Annotated in this window: 11 protein-coding genes; 2 read left to right on the top strand and 9 right to left on the bottom strand. The window is 31.3% G+C overall.

The window, feature by feature from the left end; all coding sequences use genetic code 11:
- Positions 1-20: 20 nt before the first annotated feature.
- Positions 21-4,355 carry a DNA polymerase III subunit alpha gene (gene dnaE / locus EYW44_RS14645; RefSeq protein WP_132724418.1) on the bottom strand — a complete coding sequence of 1,445 codons (4,335 nt, stop codon included), beginning with the start codon at positions 4,353-4,355 and terminating at the stop codon, positions 21-23.
- 314 nt (positions 4,356-4,669) lie between these two features.
- On the opposite strand from dnaE, the gene EYW44_RS14640 reads away from it, so the two are divergent.
- The gene (locus tag EYW44_RS14640) at positions 4,670-5,671 is read left to right on the top strand and encodes a TlpA family protein disulfide reductase (protein ID WP_132724417.1); all 1,002 of its coding nucleotides are present in this window, start codon (positions 4,670-4,672) and stop codon (positions 5,669-5,671) included.
- 196 nt (positions 5,672-5,867) lie between these two features.
- Positions 5,868-6,875, top strand: coding sequence for a TlpA family protein disulfide reductase (locus EYW44_RS14635; RefSeq protein WP_132724416.1), 1,008 nt, complete (start codon positions 5,868-5,870; stop codon positions 6,873-6,875).
- A gap of 17 nt (positions 6,876-6,892) precedes the next feature.
- On the opposite strand, the gene EYW44_RS14630 is transcribed toward EYW44_RS14635, so the two are convergent.
- The 8 genes from EYW44_RS14630 to EYW44_RS14595 all read right to left on the bottom strand — a co-directional run bounded on the left by EYW44_RS14630 (position 6,893) and on the right by EYW44_RS14595 (position 16,714).
- A complete protein-coding gene (locus EYW44_RS14630) occupies positions 6,893-7,753 on the bottom strand; it encodes a biotin-dependent carboxyltransferase family protein (RefSeq protein WP_132724415.1) in 861 nt (286 codons plus the stop codon).
- Positions 7,754-7,759: 6 nt separating this feature from the next.
- Positions 7,760-8,488, bottom strand: a complete 729-nt coding sequence (pxpB, locus tag EYW44_RS14625; RefSeq protein ID WP_243643673.1) for a 5-oxoprolinase subunit PxpB — start codon at positions 8,486-8,488, stop codon at positions 7,760-7,762.
- A gap of 23 nt (positions 8,489-8,511) precedes the next feature.
- Positions 8,512-9,255: a 5-oxoprolinase subunit PxpA gene (pxpA, locus tag EYW44_RS14620; RefSeq protein WP_132724414.1), complete on the bottom strand. Its 744-nt coding sequence runs from the start codon at positions 9,253-9,255 to the stop codon at positions 8,512-8,514.
- Positions 9,245-10,468 carry an Nramp family divalent metal transporter gene (locus tag EYW44_RS14615; protein ID WP_132724413.1) on the bottom strand — a complete coding sequence of 408 codons (1,224 nt, stop codon included), beginning with the start codon at positions 10,466-10,468 and terminating at the stop codon, positions 9,245-9,247. Before EYW44_RS14615 ends, pxpA begins: the two co-directional genes overlap by 11 nt.
- A complete protein-coding gene (locus EYW44_RS14610; RefSeq protein WP_132724412.1) occupies positions 10,461-11,582 on the bottom strand; it encodes a DUF2891 domain-containing protein in 1,122 nt (373 codons plus the stop codon). The genes EYW44_RS14615 and EYW44_RS14610 overlap by 8 nt, the downstream gene beginning before the upstream one ends.
- Before the next feature lie 183 nt (positions 11,583-11,765).
- Positions 11,766-13,445 carry a hypothetical protein gene (locus EYW44_RS14605; protein ID WP_132724411.1) on the bottom strand — a complete coding sequence of 560 codons (1,680 nt, stop codon included), beginning with the start codon at positions 13,443-13,445 and terminating at the stop codon, positions 11,766-11,768.
- Positions 13,446-13,598: 153 nt separating this feature from the next.
- Entirely contained in the window at positions 13,599-15,170 is a 1,572-nt protein-coding gene (locus tag EYW44_RS14600) for a DUF4200 domain-containing protein (RefSeq protein ID WP_132724410.1), read from the bottom strand.
- Between the two features lie 89 nt (positions 15,171-15,259).
- Complete coding sequence (locus EYW44_RS14595; RefSeq protein WP_132724409.1) at positions 15,260-16,714, bottom strand: DUF4200 domain-containing protein; 1,455 nt, start codon at positions 16,712-16,714, stop codon at positions 15,260-15,262.
- Positions 16,715-16,784 lie beyond the last annotated feature (70 nt).

The raw sequence follows: 16,784 nt of genomic DNA, 5'->3' as shown, positions 1-16,784 counted from the left end.
ACTTGACTATCGTTCTACGATTAATTCAACTTATAACTTATATGCTGATCATCTAACTTTGCTAAAAACTCATTAGAAATTTTCACTTTAGTAGTTCTACTTGGTGCATCTAGCTCTAGTTTTTCCTCTACATCGTAAATTACAAAACGTAAACTGTGTGAACCTGAATTGGTCACAAATAAATGCTGTAAATCTTTAATTTTCTCTTCTTTTACATCTTTTAAAGGTAACTGAATAGTGATCTTTTTACACATTTTTTCCATGATGTCGTGCAATAGTAAAAACTCTGTAAACCCAACTCTTGGATCTCCTTTTTTACCTTCTTTATTCACCCAACCTGGCTTAACAACAGTTTTTATATACAAGAAAGAATTAGGAACTAAGAAATGTTTAAACTTTAAATACTCCTCTCCGAAAATTCTAAACTCAAAACTTTCGTTATAATCTTCAATTGTAAAAGTACCCCAACCTTTTCCTGCTTTAGAAACCCTATGTTCTACATTGGTAACAATACCTCCAATAGCCAATGCCATTCCTTCATATTTTTGCAAATCTTTAAAATGACCAAGAGAAGCATTACAAAACTTTAATTCATTTTTAAAATCATCTAAAGGATGCGCAGAAATATACATTCCTACTACTTCTTTCTCTTTAGCTAACAATTCCATAGTTCCCCAAGTATCACATTCAGGAACTAACGGTTCTGGTAAATCTACCTCACTTGCTTCACCAAATAATGAAACTTGCGATGAGTTTTGATTTTCCTGGAATTTATTCCCAAAACGAATCGCTTTTTCTAAGAACGTCTGTTCTTTTTCATCTTTTACATAATACTGAGCCCTATGTGTTTGTTTGAAAGAATCAAAACCTCCTGCTAACACTAAACCTTCAAAAGCTTTCTTGTTTGCCACACGCAAATCTACACGCTTAGCAACATCAAAGATAGATGAATACGGTCCGTTTTCTTTTCGTTCTTCAATAATTGCATTTACAGCAGAACCTCCAACACCTTTAATCGCTGCCATACCAAAACGTACAGCGCCTTCATTGTTTACCGAAAATTTAGAATACGATTCATTTACATCTGGACCTAATACTTCTAAGCCCATTCGCTTACACTCTTCCATAAAAAACGATACCGATTTTATATCGTTCATGTTATTGGAAAGTACGGCTGCCATGTATTCTGCTGGATAATGTGCTTTTAAATATGCCGTTTGATAAGCAATCCAAGCATAACATGTAGAGTGAGATTTGTTAAAGGCATACGATGCAAAAGCCTCCCAGTCTTTCCAAATTTTCTCTAAAGCTTTCTCGTCGTGCCCATTTGCTTTAGCTTGATCTACAAACTTAGGCTTCATTTTTTCTAGTACTGCAATTTGTTTTTTACCCATTGCCTTACGTAATACATCGGCCTCACCTTTGGTAAAGTCAGCTAACTTTTGAGATAGTAACATTACTTGCTCCTGATATACTGTAATTCCGTAGGTTTCTGCTAAATACTCCTCTAAAGCAGGTAAATCATATGTAATTTCTTCTTCTCCGTGTTTTCTTCTAATAAACGATGGAATGTATTCTAACGGTCCTGGTCTATACAATGCGTTCATGGCAATTAAATCGGCAAAAACTGTTGGTTTTAGCTCTCGCATGTATTTCTGCATCCCTGGAGATTCATACTGGAATATACCAACGGTTTCTCCTCTCTGGAACAGCTTATAGGTTTCTTCATCATCTATAGGAAAGTTTTCAGGATCTAACTCTACTCCATGTCTTCCCTTTACAATTTTAACAGTATCTTTAATAAGGGTTAATGTTTTTAACCCCAAGAAATCCATTTTTAGTAATCCTGCACTTTCTACTACCGAGTTATCAAACTGGGTAACATACATGTCAGAATCTTTAGCTACAGAAACAGGAACGAAATTGGTAATATCGTCTGGAGTAATAATTACCCCACAGGCATGAATACCGGTATTACGAACCGAACCTTCTAAAACTACGGCTTGGTTAATAGTATTTGCCTCTAAACCTGCACCTTGCGCTATACTTCTTAATTCTTCTACATTTACCTTTTCTTCAGCACGTAATCCTGCTACTTTTCCTCTACTCTTATCATCGTCTCCAAAAATATTTTTAAGCTTTATTCCTGGAATTAATTTTGAAATTCGATCTGCTTCAAATAATGGTAAATCTAGTACACGAGCAGTATCTCTAATAGATGATTTAGCTGCCATGGTACCATAGGTAATAATTTGTGCTACCTGGTTGGCTCCATATTTTTCAATTACATAATCCATTACACGACCTCTTCCTTCATCATCAAAGTCGATATCGATATCGGGCATGGATACACGTTCAGGATTTAAGAAACGCTCAAAAAGGAGGTCATACTTAATAGGATCAATATTTGTAATCCATAAACAGTAAGCAACCACCGACCCTGCTGCCGATCCACGTCCGGGTCCAACAGATACATCCATTTTTCTGGCTTCTCTAATAAAATCTTCTACAATTAAGAAATAACCTGGATATCCTGTTTTTGCAATTACATCTAACTCAAAATCTAATCGTTCTGTAATCTTTTCTGTTAATTCGCCATAACGTTTTTTAGCTCCTTCATAGGTAATATGACGTAGATAGTTATTCTCCCCTCTTTTTCCTCCATCAACTTCATCTTGTGCGTCTTGAAACTCTTCTCCAATCTCAAAGGCTGGTAATAGTACGTCTCTGGCTAAAGTAAAGGCTTCAATTTTATCTACTATTTCCTGAATATTACTGATTGCTTCTGGAATATCAGCAAACAGTTTTTTCATTTCTTCTGAAGATTTGAAATAGTATTCGTCATTTGGTAATCCGTAACGATATCCTCTACCTCTACCTTTTGGTGTAGCTTGTTTTTCTCCATCTTTTACACACAATAAAATATCGTGTGCATTGGCTTCTTCTTTACCTAAATAAAATGTGTTATTAGTCGCTACTATTTTTACATCATGCTTTGCAGAAAACTCCAACAATGTTTTGTTTACAACATCTTCATCTTCTTGACCATGACGCATTAATTCGATATACAAATCATCACCAAACTCTTCTTTCCACCACAACAAGGCTTCCTCTGCTTGTTTTTCTCCTACATTTAATATTTTGTTTGGTACTTCTCCATATAAGTTTCCTGTTAAAACAATTACATCTTCTTTGTATTGCTTAACAACTTCTTTATCTATCCTTGGTACATAATAAAACCCATCAACGAATGCCTTAGACGACATTTTTGCTAAATTATGATACCCTCTTTTATTTTTTGCTAATAAAACAACTTGGTATCCGTTGTCTTTTTTGGTTTTATCCATGTGATCTTCACAGATAAAAAACTCACAACCTACGATAGGTTTTAATTGATTTTCGGCTGATTTATTATGATTGGCAACTGCTGCTGTAAAGTGAAAAGCAGCCATCATATTACCAGTATCTGTTATTGCAACAGCACTCATATTGTCTTTTGCTGCTGCACTTACCAATCCGTTAATTTGAATGGTAGACTGTAATACCGAAAATTGAGAGTGATTATGTAAATGTGCAAACTGTACATTTTCTAACGCTTCTAAACCTTCTGATGTTGATTTAGCAGTTGCAGCACCCGAAGCTTGAGATGAACGTTTTTTTATTTTATCACTCTCTGCTTTTAAATTCAAATGTTTTAACCCAATTAATTTAATTGGCATTGGGTTATTTTCTGAATAGCGTTGGTGATAATCTTCAGCTACATCTAACTGTTCAACGGTATAATGTTTTAAACGAATTAATTCTAAAAAACATCTTGTTGTTGCCTCTACATCGGCTGTTGCATTATGAGCTTCTGCAAAATCTGCTCCAAATAAATGCTTGTGTAATTCTGTAAGTGTAGGTAACTTAAATTTTCCTCCTCTACCTCCTGGTATTTGACACATGCTAGCTGTTGCCTCGGTACAGGTATCTAATACAGGTAACTCTGTTAGGTTATTTTCAACACCTAATCTATGAAATTCACAAGCCATAATGTTGACATCAAATCCAACATTTTGACCAACCACAAACTTTGTTTTAGCTAAAGCTTCATTAAAAAGTTGTAAACCTTCATCTAGCTTAATTCCTTGTTCTTCTGCTAATGCAGTAGAAATACCATGAATCCTTTCAGCATCATAAGGAATATTAAATCCTTCTGGCTGAATTAAAAAGTCGTTATGCTCTACTAAATTCCCTAGCTCATCATGTAACTGCCAAGCAATTTGTATAGCTCTTGGCCAGTTATCAGTATCGGTAATAGGCGCGTTCCAACTCTTAGGTAAACCTGTAGTCTCGGTATCAAAAATTAAGTACATTCCGCTAAAATTGTTGTGATTTTTTCAGGTTGTAAATTTACAATTTTTAAATCTATTATTGAAGACAAGTTACTAACAGCTCATTTAACCTTCTTCATTTAAATTCGTAATTGAGAACGATTAATAAATATGTTTCTTTTTCAATCTTCATTTATCTTATAACATATTTACGCTACCCTAAAACTTCTAACATCAATTACTTTCATCTAAAAAACAGTATTTCATGTTTATAAGTCTAAACTTCTTAATACTAAATATCGTTGCTCTAATATTATTTTATTAAATTGCTGGAATTTTAAACCCCAATAACCACCATGAAAAAATTAGTTTATCTACTTATAATTACTGTTTTAGTAGTTTCATGTAAGAAAAAAGATTACGTAACTGTATCTGGAAAAATAGCAAATAAGTTTTCTGATTCACTCGTTATTTTTCACCCTCAAAAAGGATTTGAAAGAGTTATTAATGTTGATGAAAATGGTAATTTTAAAGATACTTTAAAGGTTGAAAATGGTTACTTTTTTCTTTCTGACAATAAAAATAGAGCTACTATTAACTTAAATAACAGCGATGAAATTGTAATTAATTTTGACGCTAATGATTTTGATAAAAGTCTTTCTTTTTCTGGTAAAGGTGCTGCCAAAAACAACTTTTTATTAGTAACTAAAGAAAACCAACAAAAACTTATTAGCCAAAAGGATTTATATGATCTTCCTAAAGAAGAATTCGATTCTAAAATAAGTGCTTATGTAGCTGAGTTTAACGTAAGATTAAACAATAAAGAGCTTGATACTGCTTTTGTTGCTATTCAAAAAACTGGAATTTCACGTTTTGAAGAGCAAATCAAAAAAATGCATGCTGAAAAATTATATGTAAAAACTCAACTTGCAAAAGGAATGCCTTCTCCTAAATTTGTTAACTATGAGAAACCAGACAGAGAAACTGTTTCTTTAGATGACTTAAAAGGAAAGTATGTATATATAGATGTTTGGGCTACTTGGTGTCCTCCTTGTAAAAAAGAGATTCCTTTCTTACAAAAAGTTGAAGCGGACTATCATGATAAAAACATTGAGTTTGTAAGTATTTCTATCGATTCTAAAGATGATTATTTTACTTGGAGTGATATGGTAGAAGAAAAGCAATTAAGCGGAATTCAATTATATGCTAATGATGATAAAAGCTTTACTAAAGCATACAGAATTAGTGAAATTCCTCGTTTTATTTTAGTAGATCCAGAAGGAAATATTGTAAGCTCTGAAGCACCAAGACCTTCTGACCCTAAATTAGTTGAATTATTTGATTCTTTAGAAATTTAGAAAATAAATATAAAATTAAAGTAAAGCGCTCTATTTTAAAATAGAGCGCTTTTTTTGTAAAAAGCTTTACAATTTAACGTTGATAAAAACTTTTTAACCTCCTTTAATAATTTATTACGATTGTTTTAAGAAACTATTAATCAATTGATTTAAAGACTTGTATTAGTTTTGACCCCTCATTTCAAAAACTAATACAATGAAAAAAATATTTTATGTACTCTTTATAAGTTTTGCTGTTATTTCTTGTAAAAAAAAGGACTATGTTACACTTTCTGGAAAAATCACTAACAATACTTCAGATTCTCTTCTTATTGTAAATGCTGACGATAGTTACAGAAAGGTTATTATAATTAATAAGGATGGTAGTTTCAAAGACACTTTAAAAATTGAAACAGGTAATTTTCATTATGCTACAGAGGGAGCTTCTAATATGATATACCTAAAAAATGGTTTTAACTCTAAAATGAATTTTGATGTTCAAAACTTTACTGAAACTATTCAGTTTTTAGGAGATGGAAAACACGAAAACCAATATTTACAAGATTTTATTTCTAACGAAGGTGTTTTCTTTGAAGATTTACAAACTACTATGAATGGAATTACAGAAGCTGCTTTTACTGATAAAATAAACACTTATATGGCTAAAGTAGATGAAATGTTAACAAATGAAAATTTAGACGCTCAATTCATTACTTCTGAAAAAGAAAAAATGAAAAAATTTGCTGAAGAAGCCAAATTATTTTTTGACGCTAGCATAACTCCTTTACTAAAATTAGAGAAAGGAACAGCATCTCCTAAGTTTGTGAATTATGAAAACTTTGACGGAACAAAAAGTTCTTTAGATGATTTTAAAGGCAAATATGTATACATTGATTTTTGGGCTACATGGTGTAATCCTTGCTTATCTGAAATACCTTCTTTAAAAGAAGTTGAAAAAAAGTATCATGATAAAAACATTGAATTTGTAAGTATTTCTATAGACGATAAAGAAGATCATGATGCATGGAAAAACATGGTTAAAGACAAAGAACTTACAGGTATTCAACTATATGCAAATAGAGATACTGAATTTACGAGTGCATACGCTGTTAATAGCATACCTCGTTTTATTTTAATTGATCCGGATGGGAATATTGTAACACCAGATGCTCCTTCTCCATCAAATCCTCTACTGATTGAACTATTTGATTCTTTAAAAATTTAAATACAATATCTACTGCTCTATATTTTATAGAGCATTTTTATTTTAAATTGTATTTTTTCTCCTGTTGTTTTTTGTGATAAAGTATTAATTGCTTGTTCTGATAATTGCAATACTCTAGGATACCCTCCTGTAACTTGACAATCTCTCATTAATACTATTAATTTACCAGAAGGAGTTAATTGAACTGTACCTGGTAACACTCCTGATGAATACATTGACAAAAAATCATTTTCTAATTTTTCTTCTAAAATGTACCCCATTCTACTACTTGATGACGAAATAGTAAACATGCTATTTTCTATTGATGTTCTTTGTTTTTCTGAAAGCAATTCATATTCAGGCCCAACACTAACTTCCAAAGTTTTGGTTTCTAAATACTCTTTTTGAAATCGAACTTTAGCGTTGTTGTTATTTACAATAGATCTATTCGTATTAGAAAAAATAATATCTCCTTTTTTTAAAACTACTTTTTCTGTAATTCCTTTAGAGTAACTTTTACTTTTCAAAACCGTTTCTGCCACAAAACCTCCTTTAATTGCTAAGTAAGATCTTACACCATATTTTCTTTTTCCAAAAGTTAAAACACTCCCTTTTTTCACCGCCAATAAACTATTCATACTTATATCTTCAGAATTTAATTGAGGCGAAAAATCTGCTCCTGAAATACAAATAACAGTATCTTCTAAAAACTCAAACTTCGAGGCTCCAAAAGTAATTTCTACTACTGCGTCATTCTCATTATTATGTAACAATAAATTCGAAAATTTAGCAGCATAACTATCCATAACACCAGCTAAAGGAATTCCCATAGATGCAAAACCTTTTCTTCCTAAATCTTGAATAGAAGTATAAATACCCGATGAAATTACTTTTATCATACTACTTTAAATCATCGTTTTAGTTGGTTCTAAATTCACTTGCTCTTTCATTTCAAAATACATTGATTTAGAAATTGGTTTGAACTGAATTTGGTCTCCTGAATTAGCAAAGCAAGGTTGTTCTTTAGTGATATCAAAAAACGATATTGGTGTATTCCCTATAAGATTCCAACCACCCGCACTTTCCTGTGGATACACTCCTGTTTGAGCACCTCCAATAGCTACAGATCCTTTTGGTACTTTTAACCTAGGCGTAGCTTTTCTAGGAATGTGTAATAATTCATCCAATCCTCCTAAATATAAAAAACCAGGTAAAAAACCTATAAAATAAACTGTATAAACTGACTCAGAATGTTTTTGAATAATTTCATCTGGAGTTAGATTAAGTTTTTTAGACATTTCTATTAAATCCACTCCAAACGTTACATCATAGCAAACAGGTATTTCCCATAAGTAATTGTTAGATATTTTTAAAACACTTGAATTCTTATAAATTTCTTGTAATAACTCTTTTTCATTTAAAAAGCTTTTTAGCGCTTCTTTAAACTTTAGTAAAATAGAGTGATACCCAATAATTACATCCTCAATTTCTTCTCCTTTATATTCTAAAATTTTATTTTTAAAAGAAACAATTTCTTTATTGATTTCTAAATCTATTTTTGCTTCCCATTCTATCAATATAGCTGAGCTTCCGTAAGGCTTGTATGTTATTTTTTTTGATGTTTGGATACTCAAAATTCTAATATTTTTTCAAAAGCTTACTTTATTTCAACTTCATTATTCCTTAACCCTTCGTATAAGTATTCCAAAATTTCAACTGAATTTTTATGATCTCCATGTACACAAAGTGTATCTGATTGAATATTGAATTCTTTTCCTGAGATTGTAAGTACTTTTTTTTCTTTCACTATTCTTAAAACATGAGCTAATACATCTTTTCTATTTGAAAGAACTGAATTTGGCAATGATCTAGCAACTAATGATAAATCGTCATTATAATTTCTATCAGCAAAAGCTTCATACATTAAATTATAACCTCTACTTAAAGCTAACTGAGCTATTTGAGAATTATAAGGAACAAATAACACTACATCTTTTATTACATTTTGAATAGCTGAAATTGCTATTTCAGCTGTTTTCTGATCTTTTGCTGCTAAATTATATAAAGCTCCATGTAACTTTATATGATGTAAACTTACTTTTTGAGCACTAGCCCTATCAATTAATAACTGAATTTGATTCTCAATGCTTTTTTGTAGGTCTTCATCAGATATAGGCATTATTTTTCTACCAAAGTTTTCTCTATCTGGAAAAGACGGATGTGCTCCTATTTTTACTTGATGTAATTTTGCTAAACGAATCACCTCATCTATCGTTTCAACATCTCCTGCATGAGCTGCACATGCTATATTACACGATGATAAAAAAGGCATTAAAAGCGCTTCATTCCCCACACCTTCTGCTACATCACAGTTAATATCAATACTATATTTAGAAAACATTAAATACTTTTAAAACACTTTTTAATCCTAAGAAAATACTGAATGTAAGAATGCACAGCCCTATAAAGTTTTGCCATTTGGTATTTTTATATTTACCTAATACATTTTCATTATTCATTATCCACAATAAAATTCCCGCTATCAAAGGCAATAAAAGTCCATTTGCAATTTGCGCTATTTTTATAATTTGAATTGGCTTTATACCGAAAGATGAAAACAACACACCTAATAATAAAATAAACATCCAAACCATTCTAAAGCTTCTAGATTTCATTTCCCCTTTCCAACCTAAACAGCCTTTTGCTACGTAAGCAGCCGCTAAAGGAGCTGTAATTGCAGATGTAATTCCTGCTGCAAACAAACCTAACGCTAAAAAGTATTTAGCAAAACTACCATATAAAGGCACTAAACTTTCTGCTAAATCTGCTGCATTATTTATGTTTGTTGATGAAATAGCTGCTGCTGAAATAATAATTGCCATAGAAACTAATCCTCCGAGTAATATTGATATAATTGTATCTTTTCTTACTAAAGATAAATCATCCTCTGACTTCCATTTTTCTTTTACTAAAGAAGCATGTAAAAACAAATTATATGGTACTACTGTTGTTCCAATTAATCCTATAATTGTTAATAAACTTCCTTCAGGAGATTTAGGCACTAATAACCCTTTTAATATTTCTAGTATGTTAGGTTTTGTAACTAAAGCAGTTATTAAAAACGATACACTCATTACTAATACTAAACTTACCAATACCTTTTCTATAAATTTATAATTACCAATGTATAATAAAACGAAAGCAATCCCCCCAACAAGCAAACTCAAAAGATTCATAGAAAAGCCAGACACAGAAACCGTATGTTTTCCAAAAACAGTTTCTAAACCTAAAATTCCACCTCCAATATTTCCTGCTTCATACAATGAGTTCCCTATAACAATAGCTACTAAAATTAGCGCAATACACAACTGTTTAACAACAGGATTTTTAATTTCATTTCTAATAACTTCTGATAATCCTTTCTGAGAAATAATTCCTAAACGAGCTACCATTTCTTGTAAAACAATGGTTGCGACAATCGATAATAACATCGCCCACAACAAATTGAATCCAAAGTTTACTCCTGCTAAAGTACATATAGTAACGGTACCCGGACCAATAAATGCTGCTGCGACTAAAGTTCCAGGTCCTAAGTTTTTAAACCATTTAATCATTCGGTAATGAATTTAAAGCATAAATAGCAAAACTCCCTAACCAATGTCCGCCTTCATAACTATCTCCTACTAAATTAGGTAATGAATATTGTATATGTTGATTTGCTATATTTTGTAAATGATTGTACTCTGGTAAATCTTTAATAATTTTATTAATTGCCCAAGCTCTAGAAAAGTTAACTCCATCTAAATGCACTAGTTTACCATCTTTTCTATCTGATACTTCTCCTACAGGAAATTGAAAATTTTTATTCTTTAGCTGCGGAAGAAATTCTGCTAACCATTTTTTAAATTCTTCTTTATGCAATACTCTTTTCATAATTGCTGCTTCTTGCAAACAAGGTGATAAAAAATCATATCCACTTGGTTCCCAAGACAACGGACAACTTACATCATTTAAATAAAAACGTTCTGCACTTTTCTGTATTAAGCTTTTAAGTTCTGAGTTTTTCACTGTAATGGCATAATCCCACGCAAAGGTTAATCCAAAAGCCGTATTTGTATGCTCTCCTACACGAATTGGATAACGAAGTTTTGGTAAAAAATCAATATACTTTTGAACTATTAAATCTGTTAATGGTTGTAAGTTATTTTCCAATTGTCTTGCGGTCTCCGAATCCCAGGTATGTAGTTCTTCTGCCAATTTTAACAACCAAGCCCAACCATAAGTACGCTCATAACTTTTATTATGTTTTCCATGAAAATAAGCTACTTCTTTCTCTATATTCTCTTTAGATATATTTTGAAGTAATTGAGATTTTACAACTTCTGCATTATTTAAATTAGGAAACTGTTTTAACAAAGACACTAAACTCCAATGCCCATGTACAGATGAGTGCCAATCAAAACAACCATAAAAAGCAGGATGCAACTCTTTTGGAGATTTCAAATCTTCTCCACCTCCAATAGTTTGGTTTAATTTATTTGGATATTCTACAGTAATACAACCCACAGGTAACGTTGCTAATTTATTAGCTTGTGCTAAATTCAGTTTATCAATTTTCACTACTTCAACTACACTTTCTTTAGTTGAATCTGTTGTTTTTTTAGTTTCTTCTTTTTTATTACAAGAACACATAAGCACTATGACACTTATTACTAATAAGGGTTTCATTTATATCTATTTTGGTTGACATAAATGTAAGAAATTCTTTTTTAGCTCATTTTTGAAGATCTATCCATAAATCAATCAACCTATAAAAATTCAATATCTTTTAATAACAAGGTTAGTCTCTGGAAACATTAACTTTATGAATAATACCAATAAAAAAGCTCGCCATTGGCGAGCTTTTCTTTACTAATTATTCTTTAACTTTTTAAGTAATTCTTCAATCTTATCAAGTCTATTTTTCAGTACTACATTCTCTTTTTCGAGTTGCTCCATTTTTTCTTGTTGACTCTTAGCTCTAACTTCTTGCTTCTTCAACTCTTTCTCCTGCTCGATTGTATATAACATCAGTTCCTCTATTTTACGTAATAATTTAGCATCCATTTCACCTAAAAAGAAACCATCCTTTTTTACCTCTTCAGCACTAGGAATGTTTTCTAAGTGTCCTTTTTCTTCAATATGTTTCTCTACTTCTTTTAACGTTGGTAAATCATAATCTTCTTCAAAAACAAAGTCTGCCCAATGTTCGTATTTAGCTATTTTTACTTCTGTAGCTGCTATTTTTCCATTTACTCCTAATTTAAAACCTTGTGTATTTGTGGTTCCTATACCAACAGTTCCTCCTGCTTTATTAGACAAATACACATTTGTTGGATTATCATATCCTCCTAAATAAAGATGAGATAATGTTCCATTTGTTTTTATTGGTTCAATAACAGCTCCTGAAGTACCATGCCAAACACTCAAATACTTATCTGTTAAACCTTTCTTATAAATTCTAAAGGCCTTTCTTTCTACACTTCTCAGATCTAGACCAGCCTCTGGAGTTGCAATACCAATCCCCACATTACCTCCTTGCTGAATAACCATTCTAGTACCTCCATTATCATCAAAACGATGTCCATAATATCCTGAATGTTTAAAACGTGCTTTAGGTAATGAGCTATCAAATTGCATATATGCATGAACAAAGTAATTATGATCCAAAGAAATTCGTTTACCAGAACTTACTGTAGCTCCTCCATTTACATGTAATTTAACATCATCCATTGGCGCAGTTCCTATTCCGGGAGTGATAGTACCTATTCCTACAATTCCTTTATCATTAATTCTCATTCTTTCTACAGCATTAGAACTATTACCTGCTGTTGTTCCGAAGCTTAATTGACCTTGTCTACCATAAGTTTCGGCAGCCAATCCTTTTATATATGAACTTATATGCGCCCCATCAGCATCTTTATTGTAAAATTGAATCTCTCCCAATAATTGATTATTAACAGCATTAACATCTTTACTAGTTAACCTAATTACAGGTGCATTACTTCCATCATTACTACCACTTTCTATCTCTAAATTTTGAGTTGGAGACTTAGTACCAAGCCCTAACCTTCCTTGAGAAATATAATGATTACCATCTCCCTCTATTTTTAATAATTTAGAAGATTTTACATCACTTTTATTATCTAACAGAGTTCTCCAATCATTAAAGTCTCCTTGCACGCCATTTTCAGCATTATGTAAGCGATACCTGCTTATTCTAAAATACATTTTATTTGTTTGCGCTCCAAAATATAAGTTATTCTCCCAATGATTGGTAAAACCATTAATAGCTAACAATGTTCCATAAGCATTATTATCCGGTGAAACTCCTCCTGGTCTAAATGAATGATAATCATCAAAAAGCTTTATACTCATTGGATTTAATTGTGTTCTTGGCATTTTTGAAAAATCATACCTAACTAATGGGAAGTTATACTCTTTAGCAGTAACTTTTCCTGTTGTACTGTTATCTCCAGTACTTTTCCATTCTTGAGCATTTGTTATTAATGTTCCCCCTAATAACATTAATAATAAAAAATACTTCTTCATATAATAAATTCTAATAATTGATTGTGATATAATACATAACTAATTAAAAAAACTCTTTCTTAAATAGTCAATTTTGCCGGCAAATGTAAATATTTAAAAACAAAAAACTCACTAGTTGCGAGTTTTTTTATTCTAATTTCCAGCAGTATAAGTTTATTTACTCTCTAGCTTTTCTATTCTCTTTTCTAATTTTTCAATAATAGAAAGTAACTTTTCATTATTTGAAGATGTCTTTTTCAATTCCTCATCTTGCTCTGTTAACTTTTTTTCTTGCTGAATTGTATATAGTGTTAATTCCTCTATTTTACGTAATAATTTAGCATCCATTTCACCTAAAAAGAAACCATCCTTTTTTATCTCTTCAGCACTAGGAATGTTTTCTAAGTATCCTTTTTCTTCAATATGTTTCTCTACTTCTTTTAACGTTGGTAAATCATAATCTTCTTCAAAAACAAAATCTGCCCAATGTTCATATTTAGCTACTTTTACTTCTGTAGCTGCTATCCTTCCATTTACTCCTAATTTGAAACCTTGGGTATCTGTGGTTCCGATGGCAACATCACCATTTTTATCAATAACCATATCTGCGTTGTGATTATTTGATCTAAAAATTAAACGATCATTACTGTGTTCATATTCCATTCCTCCCACATAATTATCCTGTGGGTCTGCAAAACCAAAATAAGCTTTTTTATCATTTGGTGTTAGTATAGATATCATTCCATGACTAGAGTCTTCAATAGTTAAATCCGAATAATCATGAGGAATTGCACCTGAAGTTCCATTTCTCACATGAAGCTTACTTTTAGGAGTAGGGCTGTTAATTCCTATATTACCTGTTAAACGATCCATAGTCATAACAAGTCTACTATTTACAGTACCTCCATCAGTTTGACTTCTAATATGAAAAGATTTTCCATCACTATGAGCATTAAATGCCCAGTCATTTTTATCTTTTCCATTAACAGTCATTATTCCCCAGTTACCATCTCCTGCTCTTAGACTACCATTAACATCTAAAACAGCCCCAGGTGTATTTGTACGAATTCCTACACTTCCATTTTGAAAACTAATATTATCTCCATTAGAGTTCCAAACTTCTTTTCCAAGAAGACCTTTATATGGTGTAGTTGCTTCTGGGTGTAAAAAGAATAATTCAGAAATACCTAGTCTACCGTTAGTTCCATTAGCTTCGTAGAATGTAAATTCTAATTTTGTATAACTTCCCCCTGGTACTTTAATATGAAAACTTCTACTTCCAGTAGGATGTGCGGTATTTTCATAGTCAGCAAATACAACCCATTCATTAGCTCCGCCATAAGTATTATATCCTCTAATTTTGAAATGTCTTGCTTCCCAATATCTAGTTGCCCAACCAATCCAACCTCCAATTTGTGTATGAACTGCTGGTAAGTTTGAAATTGTAATAACTGTTGGAGAGCTTTTTGAAGGAGCTAAACTTGGATAGGATGGGACCATTTTACCGTCAAAGATCATATTTAAATTAACTTTGGCATCACCTGTTTGTTCTACCTTATATCTACTTTGAGCATTAAATAACATATTATGTTCCATACCAACAGCATTTGTATTTGTTGTTACTACTTGAGAAAACACAATTAAATTCATTAAAAACATTGTAATTGTAAACAATAACTTCTTCATATAAAATTGTAATAATTGATTGTAATTAAACATAGCTAAAGCGGGAAAGTTCTTTTCCATAATTAGCAAATTTGCTGCAAATGTAAATATTTAACAATAAAAAACTCGCAAATTGCGAGTTTTTTATTCTAATTTTCAACTGAATAAGTTTACTTACTTTCCAACTTTTCTATTCTTTTCTCTAACTTTTCAATAATAGAAAGTAACTTTTCATTATTTGAAGACGCCTTTTTTAATTCTTTTTCTTGCTGAATTGTATACAATGTTAACTCTTCTATTTTACGTAATAATTTAGCATCCATTTCTCCTAAAAAGAAACCATCCTTTTTTACTTCTTCAGCACTAGGAATGTTTTCTAAATGTCCTTTTTCTTCAATATGCTTTTCTACTTCTTTTAATGTTGGTAAAGCATAATCGTCTTCAAAAACAAAGTCTGCCCAATGTTCGTATTTAGCTACTTTCACTTCTGTAGCAGCAATTCTTCCGTTTACTCCTAATTTGAAACCTTTGGTGTTGGAGGTTCCAATTCCTACATTTCCATTATCTTCAATCCTAAGTCTTTCAGTTCCTTTAACTTTAAAAAGTAAACTATTATTATATGATGAAAAAGAATTAGTAGTAGTATATACATCTTTATTAAAAATAACTGCTTTTCTATCAGTATAAATATGTGCCCATTCAGTATTTTGTGCTCCTAAATCTAAATAACCATGATCTGTTTTTACTCTCAAAGCTCCACCTCCTAAATTCCCTCTCAGAGAACCAGCAATATGTAGCTTTTCTTTAGGTGTAGTAGTTCCAATACCTACGTTTCCATTATTTTCAATTCTTAATTTTTCTGTACCTCTAACTTTAAATAATAAACTATTGTTATAAGAAGAAAATGCATTAGTAGTAGTATATACATCCTTATTAAAAATAACTGCTTTTCTATCAGTATAAATATGTGCCCATTCAGTATTTTGTGCTCCTAAATCTAAGTAACCATGATCTGTTTTTACTCTCAAAGCTCCACCTCCTAAATTCCCTCTTAGAGAACCAGCAATATGTAGCTTTTCTTTAGGTGTAGTAGTTCCAATACCTACGTTTCCATCTTTATCCCAAATACCATTAGTAAATTCAACATCTCCAGCAAATTTATTTCTGTAAGGAACTAACACTTCATTTGTTCCTGTTGGCAATTCATCTGATATTGACCAATTTTGAAAATGAGCATCTGTTAATCGTAACCCTCCTGAATACCCTCTTATAGAAAATCTATTATAATATTGTTTGTCATTAATAAAAACAACAACCTTTCCATTTTCATTATACAACTTTATTTCTGGTGTATAACCACCATGTGATGAAAGCGTTGGGTTATAAAAATTACTATTATAAATATACCAATTTAACAATAAACCTATAGTTCTTTTACCTCCATATTGGTATCCTTCGATAATCAATGTTGGCATTTGATATCCGTTAGCGTAAGGAATATTTGTTTTTATTTTGATACCTTTGGTAGGAGTTCCGTTGAACTCATAATTAATAATAGGATTGTAATTCTGCGCATTTCCCATCAACCCAGAAAGGAATAAAGCAATTAATAATAACTTCTTCATAAAAATAAAATTTTAAATAATTTGTAATTAAACATAGCTAAAGCAGGAAAGTCTTTTTCCATAATTAGCA

The sequence above is a fragment of the Tenacibaculum sp. M341 genome (genome assembly GCF_004337695.1).
Taxonomy (GTDB): domain Bacteria; phylum Bacteroidota; class Bacteroidia; order Flavobacteriales; family Flavobacteriaceae; genus Polaribacter.
Note: the sequence above shows the minus strand (reverse complement) of the source record. Positions and strands in the feature narration are given on the sequence as shown.

Excerpts from the sequence above, each read along its gene's own strand:
- EYW44_RS14605 (WP_132724411.1), bottom strand. The coding sequence starts at position 13,445 with ATGAAGAAGTATTTTTTATTATTAATGTTATTAGGGGGAACATTAATA.
- EYW44_RS14595 (WP_132724409.1), bottom strand. The coding sequence starts at position 16,714 with ATGAAGAAGTTATTATTAATTGCTTTATTCCTTTCTGGGTTGATGGGA.
- EYW44_RS14640 (WP_132724417.1), top strand. The coding sequence starts at position 4,670 with ATGAAAAAATTAGTTTATCTACTTATAATTACTGTTTTAGTAGTTTCA.
- EYW44_RS14635 (WP_132724416.1), top strand. The coding sequence starts at position 5,868 with ATGAAAAAAATATTTTATGTACTCTTTATAAGTTTTGCTGTTATTTCT.
- EYW44_RS14600 (WP_132724410.1), bottom strand. The coding sequence starts at position 15,170 with ATGGAAAAGAACTTTCCCGCTTTAGCTATGTTTAATTACAATCAATTA.
- dnaE (WP_132724418.1), bottom strand. The coding sequence starts at position 4,355 with ATGTACTTAATTTTTGATACCGAGACTACAGGTTTACCTAAGAGTTGG.
- EYW44_RS14630 (WP_132724415.1), bottom strand. The coding sequence starts at position 7,753 with ATGATAAAAGTAATTTCATCGGGTATTTATACTTCTATTCAAGATTTA.
- EYW44_RS14610 (WP_132724412.1), bottom strand. The coding sequence starts at position 11,582 with ATGAAACCCTTATTAGTAATAAGTGTCATAGTGCTTATGTGTTCTTGT.
- EYW44_RS14615 (WP_132724413.1), bottom strand. The coding sequence starts at position 10,468 with ATGATTAAATGGTTTAAAAACTTAGGACCTGGAACTTTAGTCGCAGCA.
- pxpA (WP_132724414.1), bottom strand. The coding sequence starts at position 9,255 with ATGTTTTCTAAATATAGTATTGATATTAACTGTGATGTAGCAGAAGGT.